15 protein-coding genes and 1 pseudogene are annotated in these 13,093 nt (G+C 65.3%); 10 read left to right on the forward strand and 6 right to left on the reverse strand.

Annotation, left to right across the window (positions count from 1 at the left end; all coding sequences use genetic code 11):
* Positions 1-90 precede the first annotated feature (90 nt).
* Complete coding sequence (locus tag LGR44_RS01000) at positions 91-399, reverse strand: hypothetical protein (protein WP_226736280.1); 309 nt, start codon at positions 397-399, stop codon at positions 91-93.
* Positions 396-1,598 carry a pyridoxal phosphate-dependent aminotransferase gene (locus LGR44_RS01005; RefSeq protein ID WP_226736282.1) on the reverse strand — a complete coding sequence of 401 codons (1,203 nt, stop codon included), beginning with the start codon at positions 1,596-1,598 and terminating at the stop codon, positions 396-398. Before LGR44_RS01005 ends, LGR44_RS01000 begins: the two co-directional genes overlap by 4 nt.
* A 122-nt stretch (positions 1,599-1,720) precedes the next feature.
* On the opposite strand from LGR44_RS01005, the gene LGR44_RS01010 reads away from it, so the two are divergent.
* The 4 genes from LGR44_RS01010 (at position 1,721) to LGR44_RS01025 (ending at position 4,723) form a co-directional block, all read left to right on the forward strand.
* Positions 1,721-2,701: a Bug family tripartite tricarboxylate transporter substrate binding protein gene (locus tag LGR44_RS01010; RefSeq protein ID WP_226736285.1), complete on the forward strand. Its 981-nt coding sequence runs from the start codon at positions 1,721-1,723 to the stop codon at positions 2,699-2,701.
* A gap of 56 nt (positions 2,702-2,757) precedes the next feature.
* A complete protein-coding gene (locus LGR44_RS01015) occupies positions 2,758-3,165 on the forward strand; it encodes a VOC family protein (protein WP_226736287.1) in 408 nt (135 codons plus the stop codon).
* 148 nt (positions 3,166-3,313) lie between these two features.
* Complete coding sequence (locus LGR44_RS01020) at positions 3,314-3,505, forward strand: hypothetical protein (RefSeq protein ID WP_226736289.1); 192 nt, start codon at positions 3,314-3,316, stop codon at positions 3,503-3,505.
* 81 nt (positions 3,506-3,586) lie between these two features.
* Positions 3,587-4,723: a PQQ-dependent sugar dehydrogenase gene (locus tag LGR44_RS01025; RefSeq protein WP_226736291.1), complete on the forward strand. Its 1,137-nt coding sequence runs from the start codon at positions 3,587-3,589 to the stop codon at positions 4,721-4,723.
* Positions 4,724-4,749: 26 nt separating this feature from the next.
* Here LGR44_RS01025 and LGR44_RS01030 read toward each other — a convergent pair whose 3' ends face one another.
* A complete protein-coding gene (locus LGR44_RS01030) occupies positions 4,750-5,091 on the reverse strand; it encodes a DMT family protein (RefSeq protein ID WP_226736293.1) in 342 nt (113 codons plus the stop codon).
* A 105-nt stretch (positions 5,092-5,196) separates the two neighbouring features.
* Here LGR44_RS01030 and LGR44_RS01035 point away from each other — a divergent pair, with 105 nt between their 5' ends.
* Positions 5,197-5,733, forward strand: coding sequence for a DUF1499 domain-containing protein (locus tag LGR44_RS01035; protein WP_226736295.1), 537 nt, complete (start codon positions 5,197-5,199; stop codon positions 5,731-5,733).
* On the opposite strand, the gene LGR44_RS01040 is transcribed toward LGR44_RS01035, so the two are convergent.
* Together LGR44_RS01040 and LGR44_RS01045 are read right to left on the reverse strand one after the other, a co-directional pair.
* Positions 5,690-6,490: a C13 family peptidase gene (locus LGR44_RS01040; RefSeq protein WP_226736297.1), complete on the reverse strand. Its 801-nt coding sequence runs from the start codon at positions 6,488-6,490 to the stop codon at positions 5,690-5,692. The two genes, LGR44_RS01035 and LGR44_RS01040, sit on opposite strands and share 44 nt — an antisense overlap.
* A gap of 25 nt (positions 6,491-6,515) precedes the next feature.
* Positions 6,516-6,770: a SemiSWEET transporter gene (locus LGR44_RS01045; RefSeq protein ID WP_226736299.1), complete on the reverse strand. Its 255-nt coding sequence runs from the start codon at positions 6,768-6,770 to the stop codon at positions 6,516-6,518.
* Positions 6,771-6,982: 212 nt separating this feature from the next.
* On the opposite strand from LGR44_RS01045, the gene LGR44_RS01050 reads away from it, so the two are divergent.
* Together LGR44_RS01050 and LGR44_RS01055 are read left to right on the forward strand one after the other, a co-directional pair.
* The gene (locus LGR44_RS01050; RefSeq protein ID WP_226736301.1) at positions 6,983-7,372 is read left to right on the forward strand and encodes a DUF3775 domain-containing protein; all 390 of its coding nucleotides are present in this window, start codon (positions 6,983-6,985) and stop codon (positions 7,370-7,372) included.
* Between the two features lie 185 nt (positions 7,373-7,557).
* A complete protein-coding gene (locus LGR44_RS01055) occupies positions 7,558-7,779 on the forward strand; it encodes a hypothetical protein (RefSeq protein WP_226736303.1) in 222 nt (73 codons plus the stop codon).
* Positions 7,780-7,865: 86 nt separating this feature from the next.
* Here the strand turns inward: LGR44_RS01055 and LGR44_RS01060 are convergent, their stop codons facing one another.
* Positions 7,866-10,232: an EAL domain-containing protein gene (locus LGR44_RS01060; RefSeq protein ID WP_226736305.1), complete on the reverse strand. Its 2,367-nt coding sequence runs from the start codon at positions 10,230-10,232 to the stop codon at positions 7,866-7,868.
* Positions 10,233-10,495: 263 nt separating this feature from the next.
* On the opposite strand from LGR44_RS01060, the gene LGR44_RS01065 reads away from it, so the two are divergent.
* The 3 genes and pseudogenes from LGR44_RS01065 to LGR44_RS01075 all read left to right on the forward strand — a co-directional run.
* Positions 10,496-11,311: a class I SAM-dependent methyltransferase gene (locus LGR44_RS01065; RefSeq protein WP_226736307.1), complete on the forward strand. Its 816-nt coding sequence runs from the start codon at positions 10,496-10,498 to the stop codon at positions 11,309-11,311.
* 235 nt (positions 11,312-11,546) lie between these two features.
* Entirely contained in the window at positions 11,547-12,365 is an 819-nt protein-coding gene (locus tag LGR44_RS01070; protein WP_226736309.1) for a site-specific DNA-methyltransferase, read from the forward strand.
* Positions 12,366-12,383: 18 nt separating this feature from the next.
* A pseudogene (locus LGR44_RS01075) lies at positions 12,384-13,091 on the forward strand (DNA methyltransferase); the annotation flags it as partial.
* Positions 13,092-13,093 lie beyond the last annotated feature (2 nt).

Here is a 13,093-nt window from a genome sequence, read left to right on the forward strand (position 1 = left end):
CGCTTTGGCAAGAGACATCGGACCGGGCCTCTCCAAAAAGAAAAGGCCAGGCTTCGCGCCCGGCCTTCCTGGGAGGAGGGATCGTCCTGCTCAGAGGGTGCCGCCAGGAACCGCCGCAGGCTCGGCGTCGCGGTGCTCGCCGCGGCGCACGATGGTCATGGCATGGATGGTGACCGGCCCCGCCCTCAGGAGGTTCATGGCGGAGACGATCATCTCCGCCAGCCGCTCCGGGGTCACACCGTCCCCTTCGATGTCGAGGATGAAGTCCTTGGCCTCGACATAGCCGCCATTGGTGAAGTCGACCCGAAAGTCCGACTTCACCCGGTAGGGCGATTGCTGGTCGATGCGGTAGGGCGCGGCCTCGGGATCCGGATGGAAGGTCCGAGGCAGGTCGCTCACCGCAGGGACCCGCAGAAGCGCTGGATGCGGTTGCAGGCATCCTCGAGCGCCGCGTTGGACGTGGCGTAGGAGATGCGGAAGTTCGGGCCCAGGCCGAAGGCCGAGCCGTGCACCGCCGCGACGCCTTCGGCCTCGAGCAGCTCCGACACGAAGTCCTCGTCGGTGCGCAGCACCTTGCCCGACGGCGTGGTCTTGCCCATGGCCTCGGCGCAGGACGGATAGACGTAGAAGGCGCCTTCCGGCATCGGGCACTTGAGGTACTTCGCCTGGTTCAGCATGGAGACCACGAGGTCGCGGCGCTCCTCGAAGGCCTTCTTGAAGCGCGGCAGGTGGTCCTGCGGGCCGTCGAGGGCCTCCACGGCCGCCCATTGGGAGATGGAGGCCGCGCCGGAGGTCTGCTGGCCCTGCACGAAATCCATGGCCTTGATGAGCTGGTCGGGGCCGGCCGCGTAGCCGATGCGCCAGCCGGTCATGGCATAGGCCTTCGACACGCCGTTCATGGTGAGCGTGCGGTCGTAGAGGCCCGGCTCGACCTGGGCCGGGGTCACGAATTCGAAGTCGCCGTAGGTGAGGTGCTCATACATGTCGTCGGTGAGCACCCACACATGGGGGTGGCGCATCAGGACGTCGGTGATCGCCTTCATCTCCTCGCGGGTATAGGCCGCGCCGGTCGGGTTCGACGGGGAGTTGAGGATGATCCACTTGGTCTTCGGCGTGATGGCGCGCTCCAGGGGCTCCGGCTGGAGCTTGAAGTTGTGCTCCATGGTGGTGTCGACGAACACCGCCTTGCCGCCGCACAGGCCCACCATCTCGGGATAGGACACCCAGTAGGGAGTCGGGATGATGACCTCGTCGCCCGGGTTCAGGGTGGCGAGGAGCGCGTTGTAGATGACCTGCTTGCCGCCGGTGGACACGATGGTCTGTGACGGCTTGTAGTCGAGGCCGTTCTCGCGCTTGAACTTGCGGGCGATGGCCTCGCGCAGGGGCACGATGCCGGAGACGGGGGTGTACTTGGTCTCGCCGCGGCGGATGGCCGCGATGGCGGCTTCCTTGATGTTGTCGGGCGTGTCGAAGTCCGGCTCGCCGACCGAAAGGCTGATCACGTCCCGACCCTGGGCTTTGAGATCCCGCGCTTTCTGCGTGATGACGATCGTGGCAGACGGCTTGATGCGCGAGAGGGCGTCAGACAAAAAGCCCATGGGAATCCTCCGGTCGGGGCGTTAGAAGGGATCTGTGACGGCGGCGGACCCTATTCCTCCCCGGCCGTCCAAGCAAGCAAAACAGCCCATGTTCGATGGGTTTTTGAGGAGACGCCTTGCCGATGATCACTTCCGTCACCCGCCGCCTCGCGCTCGGCCTGTTCGCCGGCGCGACCCTTCTGGCCACGGCCGCCAGCGCTCAGGATTTCCCGAACCGCGTCATCAAGATGGTCGTTCCCTATCCGGCAGGCGGCCCCACCGACGTCATCGCCCGCATCGTGGCGGAGGAGATGGGCAAGGAATACGGTCAGAACGTGATCGTCGAGAACCTGGCCGGCGCCTCGGGCGCGGTGGGAACCCGCACCGTCGCCAAGGCGGCGCCCGACGGCTACACGATCATGTTCGGGAACAATCAGACGCACGGGAACAACATGTTCCTGCTCAAGGAGCCGGGCTACGACGCGATCAAGGACTTCGCGCCGCTGGCCGGCGCAGGCGCCTTCGAGCACGTCTTCGTGGTGCCCAACGGGCTCCCGGTGAAGTCGATGCAGGATCTCATCGCCCTCGCCAAGAAGGATCCGGGCAAGCTGAACTACGGCTCCACCGGCGTCGGCTCGGGCTCGCACCTGGCGACCGAGCTCTTCATGACGCGCACCGGCACCAAGATGACCCACGTGCCCTTCCGCGGCGCGGCTCCCCTGGTCACCGAGCTGATGGCCGGGCGCATCGACGTGTCGAACTCGACCCTGCCGAGCGTCCTGTCGCAGTTCCAGGCCGGCAACATGCGCGCCATCGGCATCGCGAGCCCAGAGCGCAACCCGCAGGCTCCGGACGTGCCGACCCTGCGCGAGCAGGGCATCACCGACGCGGACGCGGAATCCTGGGCCGCCTTCTTCGCTCCCGCAGGTACGCCGAAGCCGGTTCTCGACAAGCTGTCGAAGACGATCATCGGGATCCTGAACAGGCCCGACGTGAAGGACCGCATCACCAAGCTCGGCTTCACCCTGAACGTCCGTGACCCGGAAACCTTCAAGCCCTACCTGGCCAAGGAGATTCAGACCTGGGCGGACGTCATCAAGGCCGCCAACATCAACGCGGAGTAACGCCGATCACCCGGGGCGCCGTCGGCGCTCCGGGCCGACAGGACGAGGACCGTCCCATGCAGTTCCACCAGGGCCGCCTGATCGACCACGTTCACCTTCGCGTCTCGGATCTCGAGGCGAGCCGGCGGTTCTATCGCGCCGTCCTGGATGCCGTGGGGCTGCGCTTCACCTCGGAGAGCCCGCGGCATTTTGCCTGCGACGAGCTCTGGGTCGACCGGGCGGACGGCCCCGTCTCAAGGGTGCATCTCGCCTTCCAGGCCAAGGACCGGGAGGCCGTTCATGCCTTCCATGAGGCGGCTCTGGCCAATGGCGGGCGGGACAATGGCGGGCCGGGAGAGCGCTCCTACCATCCGGGATATTACGGCGCCTTCGCCCTCGACCCCGACGGCAACAACATCGAGGCCGTCTTTCACGGGCCGACCGAACGATCCGCGGATTCGGTCGTTGTTCGTCCGAGGACCTGAGGGGCGGTTGCCCAAAAGGTTAATGAATAGTTAATTCCGTCACTTAGCCGATACTCTGAAAGCAGAGTTTCCACCGTTAACTGGAACTTTCTCGATTCAGGGCGGTTTTTTCCCTATACGCCCGCCGTTCCTGCTGGGGGAAACAGTAATGAATACCTTCCGCACGAGAAATGCCCGCCGCGCCGAGTCCCGCGCCCACCGCCTCGATCCTCGGCAGGAAAGCCGTTTCTCCCTGGCCCTGGTCCTGCTCATGGGGCTCGCGACCCTCTCGGTCATGGCGACGACCCAGATGCTGACCGGCCATAATCAGGGGACAACCTCCCTCTACGCCTCGCAATAACGAGGGCGTGATAGGCCCCGCAGTTGACCCTGCGCACCGACAAGCTAGCTCTCCGTCCATTCCGTTGACGGAGAGGTCCCGATGAAGTTTTCCCTCGCCCTAGGCTGTCTCCTGGCCTTCAGCTTCGGCTCAGCCGCCCAGGCCCAGGACACGCAGCGGGTTCGCACCGACAAGGTGGAAGTGATCGTCGAGACGGTCGCCCGCGGTCTCGAGCATCCCTGGGGCCTCACCTTCCTCCCCGACGGCCGCATGCTGGTGACGGAACGGCCCGGTCGCCTGCGGACCGTGGCGCCGGACGGGACGCTCTCCGAGCCGATCAAGGGCCTGCCGCAGATCGCCGCCCGCAGGCAGGGCGGGCTGCTCGACGTGGCGCTCGATCCGAACTTCTCGCAGAACCGCCTCGTCTATCTCAGCTATGCGGAGGACAGACGCGAAGGAAAGGCCGGCACCAGCGTGGCGAGGGCCCGTCTCAACGAGGACGGCACGGCCCTCGAATCCCTGCAGGTCATCTTCCGGCAGGAGCCGTCCTACAGCGGCGGCAACCATTTCGGCTCGCGCCTGGTCTTCGACCGCGAGGGCAACCTCTTCGTCACCCTCGGCGACCGGTTCGATCTGCGCGAGCAGGCTCAGAACCCGGCGAACCACATCGGCAAGATCGTCCGCATCAAGCCCGAGGGCGGCGCCGCGCCCGGCAACCCGTTCCTGGGGCGCGAGGGTGCCCGCCCCGAGATTTGGTCTCTGGGCCACCGCAACGTCCAATCGGCCGCCCTCCACCCCGCCAGCGGCGAATTATGGACGGTCGAACACGGGGCCCGGGGCGGCGACGAGGTGAACATCCCGCAGCCGGGCAAGAATTACGGCTGGCCCGTCATCTCCTACGGCGTCGACTATTCCGGCGCGAAGATCGGCGAAGGCACGGCGAAGTCGGGCCTGCAGCAGCCGGTCTATTACTGGGATCCCTCCATCGCTCCGTCCGGCATGACCTTCTACACCGGCAACCGTTTTCCCGGCTGGCACGGCAGCATTCTCGTCGGCGCGCTCTCGGGCCGCCTCGTTTCACGCCTGGAGGTGGACGGCAACCGGGTGACGGGCGAGGAGCGGATGCTGCAGAACCTGGGCGAGCGCATTCGCGACGTGCGCCAGGGCCCGGACGGCCTGATCTATCTCCTGACGGATTCGTCCCAGGGCAGGATCCTGCGCATGCGGCCTGCCGACTGACCGGGCCCCTCGGTTTCGGACGCCGGCTACCGGCCCTGAAAGATGAAGGCGGCTCCGGCGGCGATCAGGGCGAAGCCGACGAGGTGGTTCCAGCCGAGCGACTCCTTGAGGTAGAACACGGAGAAGCCGGCGAAGACCAGAAGCGTGATGACCTCCTGAATGGTCTTCAGCTCCGCTGCCGAATAGACGGCGGAGCCGATGCGGTTGGCCGGCACCGCGAACCAGTACTCGACGAAGGCGATGCCCCAGCTGGCGAAGACGGCGATCCACAAGGGCGCCGTCTTGAACTTCAGATGGCCATACCAGGCGAAGGTCATGAAGACGTTCGAGGCGATCAGCATGACGACAGGCGCGACGTGAGGATTCATGGGAGGCTTCTTGGAGGTGGTCCAGGGGCGCGGACGAGGTGACAATGGTGCTCCCTGCCCTATTCTTGTCGGCCCCAGTGTCAAGCGGCCGGTGCGGACAGCCTGATGAAGAAATCGAAAGCGCTCAAAGTGGGACTGGCGGGAGCCGGTCTCGGCTACGGTCTCTGGCGGATCTGGGAGACCGGCATCGAAGCGGTCTGGCAGAGGGCCTTCGGCGCACCCGACCTCGGACCGGCCGACTTCGCGACGCTTCGGCGCCGCAGGACGCCCAATGACTGCCTCGCCTGCCCGCGGGACTTCTGCCCCGGCGCCGAGTCCGATTTCGAGCCTCCCGTCTTTCCCGTTTCCTCCGAGCGCCTGCGGGCTATCGTCAGGGACGTCGCATCACGGGAGCACGGCACGCAACTCGTGGAGTCCACCTCCGGCCAGGACCGCTATCTCGTCCGCACGCGCCTCATGCGCTTTCCCGACACGGTGGACGTGAAGGTCGTCGATCTCGGCGATGACCGTTCGACCGTCGCGCTCTACTCCCGCAGCCAGATCGGGCGGTCGGATCTCGGTGCGAACGGAAAGCGGCTCCGGCGCTGGATCGAGCGCATCAGCACGTCCGTTGAGGCCGAACGGCGCGGCAGCGGGCCGTGAGACGTTCCAGAACCTGCGAGCCGCCGGCGATCTGCGGATTGGACGGATCGAAGCCCTCCTTCTCCTCTCGCCGGGTGACGAGCCCGCGGGCCTTCTCGAAGGCCTTGTCGAGGCGCGTTTCGCCGCGCAGGGCCTTGTTGAAGAAGGCGTCGCCGAAATAGGTCCAGGTGGCGCCGTCGCGGCAGCCGAACGACGGCTTGTCCTCGGCGGCGGCCGTGATGACCAGGGTCCGCTCGTCGGCGAGCGCATTGGCGAAGACGCCCGAATAGCAGGCGGACACGATGACGACCCGGTGCTGGGCCTTGGCTTCGTTCAGGAGGAACCGCACGTCGTCCGGGGTCATGATCTCCTCGCTTTTCCGGCTGACCACCCCGAGGCCCTCGGGGGCGCCATGGGAGGTGAGGACGAAAACGACCACATCCTCCTGCGGATCGAGGGCTTCGCCGACAGCGCGGGCCGCAGCCTGCATGGACGACGGCGTCGCATTGGACACACGCTTCGAGTTGAACCGGACGATGGTGCGACCCTTCGAGCCGAGCTGCTTTTCGAGAATGCGCGCGGCTCCCTTGGCCTCGCTCTCGAACACGCTCTGGGGCCCCCAGAGGCCGAAGGAGAGGATATAGGCGTCCGTTTCTCCCGGACGGTGCGGCGCGACCCTGATCGGGCCGGGCGCACGGGCGTTCTGGCCGAAAGCCTCGACCGGAAGACCGGCCGTTAGAGCAAATCCGACAAGGCAGTAGGCGAAGAACCGGCGCATCGTGATCTCCTGGCGCCAGCCCACTTTAACCATAACGCAGTTTCATGGCGAGGATCGCCGCGACGAGCACGAAGGTTACGCTGTTGGCGAAGATGATCGGCGCGTTCCCGGCCAGGATTCCGTAGATCAGCCAGAGCCCGACGCCGAGCGTGAAAATGCTCTGGGTGAGCAGCGACAGCGACTTCGTATCCTTCGTCCGAAGGGTTCTGAAAGCCTGCGGCAGCCAGCATACGGTCGTCAGGATGGCGGCAACGAAGCCGAGGATTTCAAGTCCGGACATGGTCGAATCGCAAATGGAGGCGGCGCAGCTTTATCACACTCCCTCCAGCCTCCCCATGAAATCCTTGCAACCTCGAAGGCCGGCGGAGATCGACTCGAAGGAAGCGGCGCGAGAGACCTGCCGCAAGGGCATGAACCCTCAAGCCGAACCGAAAGCCGTCTTCGGGGTTTCCCTTTCGCACGACAAAAGAGACTTTTCCCACGAGGACTTCCATGGATATCGCGCTCGACAAGGTCTGCGAACTCATTCTCCGGGCGAGAGCCATCGACGTGAAGGAGGGTGTCACGGACCCGGCTTCCGGTTCGAACCCCATCGACGACGGCAACATCGACTCCCTGACCGCCGCGCCGGACGATGCGACCGAGGACGAGTTCCGCGATGTCATCGCAGGCCTCAACGACGACGAGCGCGCCGACCTGATCGCCCTGGTCTATATCGGGCGCGGCGACATGGAACCCGAGGAATGGGGCGCGGCGGTCCGCCTGGCGCGGGAACGCGAGGGGGCGAGCTCCCTTTCGACCGCCGACTGGCTGATCGGCATCCCCAACCTTGCCGATCTCTGGGACGAAGGCCTCAACGCCATGGGTCGCAGCTGCGTCTGAGCCGGCAGGTTCCGATCAGGAGCAGGCGCATGAGCGTGGTGCCGCCGTGATGCTTCGCGCGCCCTGCTGCCGACCAGCACCTTCATCGAGCGGACGTGAACGGTTGCGGCCCTGTTCAAGCAAAGATGCCGCAATTGCGACAAGGATCGCGTCAACACTCCCGGGCAAGCCCCAAGGAGGCGCACATGACTCCCCGCCAACCCAGTTCACCCTCGGATGAGAGCGCCGTCGGAAAGCCCGTCGACGATCGTCTCGCCAAGCCTGCCGCCGCCGAAAGCTCGGCCGATCCAGCGATCGTGGGACGGGCAGCGCAAAAGGCGCCGGCAACCGTGCCTTCCGTGGCGATCGAGGAAGAGGAAGACCGCACGGCCGTCTACCTGAGGGGACCGACCGTTTTCACCGCATGACGATTGCATACGCGAGGAGCTGAAGGGCATCCCGGCTCCTCGAAATTTCCCGGACATCCAGGCCGAGACAATCGCCGACGCTTCCGTCAGGCGACGGCTTCGCTGTGCGTCACGTTGCGAAACACTTCGATGGGCGCAGGTCTCCCGAACAGGAAGCCCTGCGCCTCTTTGCAGCCTTCGGCATTGAGGAAGGCGAGTTCGCCCGACGTTTCGACGCCCTCCGCAATCACCGGCAGCCCGAGCCCGCGTCCGAGGCCCAGCACCGCCCGCACGATGGCGGCGGCCTGCATGTTGCGGTCGATCGCGCGCACGAACGAACGGTCGATCTTGATCTTGTCGAAGGGAAAGTTGCGCAGGTTCGACAGGGATGAATAGCCGGTGCCGAAATCGTCCATGGCGATGGAGACGCCGATGCCCTTCAGCTCGGTCAGCGTGTGGAGCGTGCGCTCCGGATCGCGGATCAGCACGGATTCGGTGATTTCCAGCTCCAGGCGAGCGGGATCGAGCCTCGCCTGCTTGAGCACGTCCTGTACGAGGCCCACGAAGTTCGGACTGTTGAGTTGGAGCGCGGAGACGTTGATCGCGACCTTGAGCGGCCGGTCCCATGCCGCCGCCTGCCCGCAGGCGGTGCGCAAGACCCACTCGCCGAGCTTCAGAATGATGCCGCTCTCCTCGGCGATAGGGATGAACGTGGCCGGCGAGACGTCGCCGCGGACCGGGTGCTTCCAGCGCAGGAGCGCCTCGAAGCCCATGATGTCCTTGGTGACGATATGCGTCTGGGGCTGGTAGACGATCGCCAGTTCTTCCTTGTCCAGCGCCTGCCGAAGATCTTGCTCGATGCTCCGCCTTTCGCGCACTTCCTCGCTCATGACCGCTTCGAAGAAGCGGTAGGTGCCGCGCCCCTCTTTCTTGGCTCGGTAGAGCGCCGCATCGGCATTGGACAGAAGCCCGGCCCGATGGGGCGCGTCGTCCGGGTAGACGGCGATGCCGATGCTGGCCGTGACGAGGCTTAAGGGACCGTCGCCCTCGCGGTCGCCGAGGGCTTCCAGCATCACTTCGGCGAGACGCCCTGCCTGAACCGGACTGTCGAGGCCCGGCACGATGACGGCGAATTTGTCGCCGCCGAGTCGGGCGATCAGCTGCCCCTCGCAGAGAGCCGCCGAGAGCCTCAGAGCTGCATCCTGCAGGAGGCGGTCGCCCGCTGAATGTCCGAAAAGATCGTTGACGTCCTTGAAGCGGTCCAGGTCGAGACAGATCACCGCCAGCCGCTGCTGCGCCTTTCGGTGCGCTTCGATCTCCAGATCGAGGCGCTGGTCGAAGCTGGACCGGTTGGCGAGGCCCGTCAGCGGATCGTGATGGGCGAGGAAATGGATGCGCGCTTCGGCCTGCTTGCGATCCCGCAGGTCGCGCACGGCGATCACGTTGTGCGGCTTGTCCGCGTAGGTGACCCTGCGCATGATCAGTTCGACCGGGACGGCCTTGCCGCTGCTTTGGCGCAGCTCCGTCTCGATGCTCTGGTCGGGCTGGCCGAAGAGCCTCGCGATCACGGTCGGCGCAGGCAGATAGGCGTTCAGCTCCGTGCCGACGATTTCATCCAGCGGAAAGCCCGACAGATCGAGGAAGCTGCCGTTCGCGGACACGATGGTTTCGCCGTCGCAGACGAGCAGTCCTTCGACGGCGGCATCGGCGAAGCTGCGCATCCGCTCCTTCTCCAGCTTGATGCGGCGGCGGTCGCGGAGATCGAGGATGAGGGCCGCGAAGCTCAGGAACAGGATCACGATGCTCGCTATGCCGGCCGCCGTGGCGAGCCATGCCGGAGACAGGGCCGAGGCCGGGACTTCCAGGGCAGGATCCGGCACGATCGCCACCGCCCCCATGGCGATGAAGTGATGACTGCAGATGGCGAGCGTCAGCAGCGCGGCGCCGGCGGATATGGGAGCCGATCCTCTGCCGCCCAACCCGACGCGGAGCGCCAGACCGGCGAACGCGATTCCGCTCGCGACGGACGTCCAGACGAGCGCCCCGTCCCAGACCAGGCGACCCGGCACCTCGAAGGCGGCCATGCCGAGATAGTGCATGACGGCGATGCCGCCGCCGACGATAGCTCCCCCGGTTCCCGTCAGGCGCCGCCCATTCCATGCGAGCGCCACGGCCATGCCGAGCCCTGTGGCGGCGATTGCCGCCACGAGAGAGGTCACCGTCAGCGTGATGTCGTAGCCGGTCTCCAGTCCCGGCGTGAAGGCGAGCATCGCGATGAAGTGCGTCGCCCAGATGCCGAACCCGCTGGAGGCCGCCGCGATGAAGAGCCAGACCTGGCGGCTCCGGCCCTTCGACCGGCGCACGTGGGCGAGCAGATTGAAGGTCGTGGCGGATGCGAAGACGCACACGACAACCGCCACGACGACGAGACGCAGATCGTGCTGGTTTACGAGACAGTCATAAACGGTGAGCATGGACGGACCCGTGCGATCATTTCATCCCAGTCTGGGCTGCGTGGCCATGCTGCCGGTCCGGCAGGAGCCTTTCCCATGGATCCTTTCCGTCCGGCAAAGCTTTTCAGGCCATGCTATCGGAATGGCCGTGAACGCCGTCAAGAAACGATCCTTCTTGAAACTATGTAACGGTTATAAGAGAATCTGTCCATGCCGGAAACGCGCCGCCCGCTCCGGGCTCAGCCAATTTTCATCGCAGCCTCGACCGCAGTTGGAGTCCTCCCATGAACGAGCCCTGGCAGCAGGCCAACCTGTCGAGCTGGAACGCCCGCGCCGCGCTGCACATGCGGGATGCCACCGGCTTTTACGATGTGGACGCCTTCCTTGCGGGCAAGGACACCCTCTTCCCGATTGACGCTGCGGAAATCGGGGATGTTCGCGGCAAGCGGCTCCTGCACCTGCAGTGCCATTTCGGCATGGACACCCTCTCCCTCGCCCGCCGCGGCGCCATCGTCACCGGGCTCGACTTCTCCCCCGTCGCCATCGAGGGAGCGCGCGACCTCGCCGCCAAGGCGAACCTGCCGGCGACCTTCGTGCAGGCGGACGTCTACGATGCGCGCAGGGCGGTCGAAGGCAGCTTCGACATCGTCTATACCAGCTGGGGCACCATCTGCTGGCTGCCGGACATCCGCGCCTGGGCGCAGGTCGTCGCCGACATGCTGGCGCCCGGGGGCACCTTCTATTTCGCGGATTCCCACCCCTCAGCCCTGGTGCTGGAGGAGCGCGACGGCGTGATCCGCCCGACCTATGGCTGGCGCACGCCCAAGGACAGGCCGGACGCCTTCACCGACGCGACGTCCTATACCGGCGACGCCTTCGAGAAGCCGGTCACCGACTACAACTGGATCCACCCGCTCTCGGACATCCTCACCGGCCTGATGGAAGCGGGCCTCACGCTGGAATACCTGCGCGAACACGAGACCCTGCCCTCCAAGCTGTTCCCCTCCATGGTCCCGACCGGCGACCGCATGTACCGCCTGCCCGACGGCGCGGTGCCGATTCCGCTGGCGGTGTCGCTGAGGGCGGTGAAGCGGGGGTGATCCCCCCTCGGGAGCGCGCATCCATAACTTAGGCGGTTCGCGAGCGTCGCAACGGGCGGAGCATGAGCCAGATTTCTGCTCCGCCCCGATCTTGACGAATCATTATATCGTTACGAAAACGCGGGAAACAGGATTACAACCCGCGATGCATCCCGCCGTTCCACGAGCACACGCTGCAAGCGCACCAACGTCGGACCGGCACCTGCTTCCGGGCGCGGTCCGGTCTCTCTGAGCCATGCCGATCCTGCACTGGCTGACGCGGGAGGAGGACACGCGCGCGACCCGCCGGGTGCCGTACCGCCTCCTGCAGGAAGAGCCGTCGCTGAGCTACGGCGACCCCGACTTTCCGAACATGCTGATCCAGGGCGACAACCTGGAGGCTCTGAAGGCGCTGCTGCCCTTCTATGCCGGTCAGGTGAAGTGCATCTACATCGACCCGCCCTACAACACGCGCTCCGCCTTCCAGCATTACGACGACAATCTCGAACACACCCAATGGCTCGCCATGATGTGGCCGCGCCTCGAATTACTCCGCGACCTGCTGGCCGAGGACGGCTCGATCTGGGTCTCCATCGACGACAACGAGGCGCATTACCTCAAGGTCATCATGGATGAGGTGTTCGGACGGAAGAATTTCGTTGCCAATGTTGTTTGGCAGAAACGCATCGGACCAGACTCCCGCACTGTGCTGGGCGCAGCACACGACTACATTACTGTCTTCGCCAAAAACGCTGACTCGTTCAAGGCATCCGCGAACAAGATACCTCTGAGAGAAGACCAAGTTGCCGAATTCCGAAATCCCGACGACGATCCTCGCGGCCCATGGACGTCGTCTTCGAACTTCTCCGCTCAAGGCTACAGAAAAAATCAGATGTATAGAATTGTGACCCCCGGTGGGGCGGAGTATTATCCGCCAGAAGGGCGATGCTGGGTCACGATTGAATCTGAGTACTTCCGCCTTTTGAGTGAAGGTCGCATGTGGTTCGGTCGTGATGGCCGAGGTATGCCACGAAAGAAAACCTACCTATATGAAAGGGACGGCCAAGTTACATAGACTTGGTGGTCCAATTCTGAGGTTGGACACACCCAAGAATCAAAGAAAGAGAACATCGCTCTGTTCGGAGCATTAAACTCTTTTGGAACCCCCAAACCCGAACGCCTGATCGAACGCATCCTCCACATCGCCACCAATCCCGGCGATCTTGTCCTCGACTCCTTCCTCGGCTCCGGCACCACGGCGGCCGTCGCGCACAAGATGGGGCGGCGCTATATCGGCATCGAGATGGGCGACCATGCGGTCACCCATTGCGCACCGCGCCTCAACAAGGTGATCGAGGGCGAGCAGGGCGGCATCTCGCAAAGCGTCGGCTGGAAGGGCGGCGGCGGCTTCCGGTTCTACCGGCTCGGCCCGCCGGTCTTCGACGAGGACGGGCATGTGCGCGGCGACATCCGCTTCCCGACGCTGGCGGCGCATGTGTGGTTCAGCGAGACGAATGCGCCCTGGAAGGGCAAGGGCCGCTCGCCGTTCCTCGGGATCCACGACGGGCGCGCCTATGCCCTGCTCTACAACGGCATCCTCGGCGACAGGCGCCCCGATGGAGGCAACGTGCTGACGCGCGCGACACTCGACATCATCCGCGACGCCGTCGCCCGGAAGGCCCCCTCCTTCGCGGGTCCGCTGACGATCTACGGCGAGCAGTCCCGCCTCGGACCGACGACGCTGGCGCGCGAGGACATCACCTTCAAGCAGACGCCCTACGACGTGAAGGCGCGGCGGTGAGG

It is taken from the genome of Microvirga lenta, assembly GCF_020532555.1.
Classification (GTDB): domain Bacteria; phylum Pseudomonadota; class Alphaproteobacteria; order Rhizobiales; family Beijerinckiaceae; genus Microvirga; species Microvirga lenta.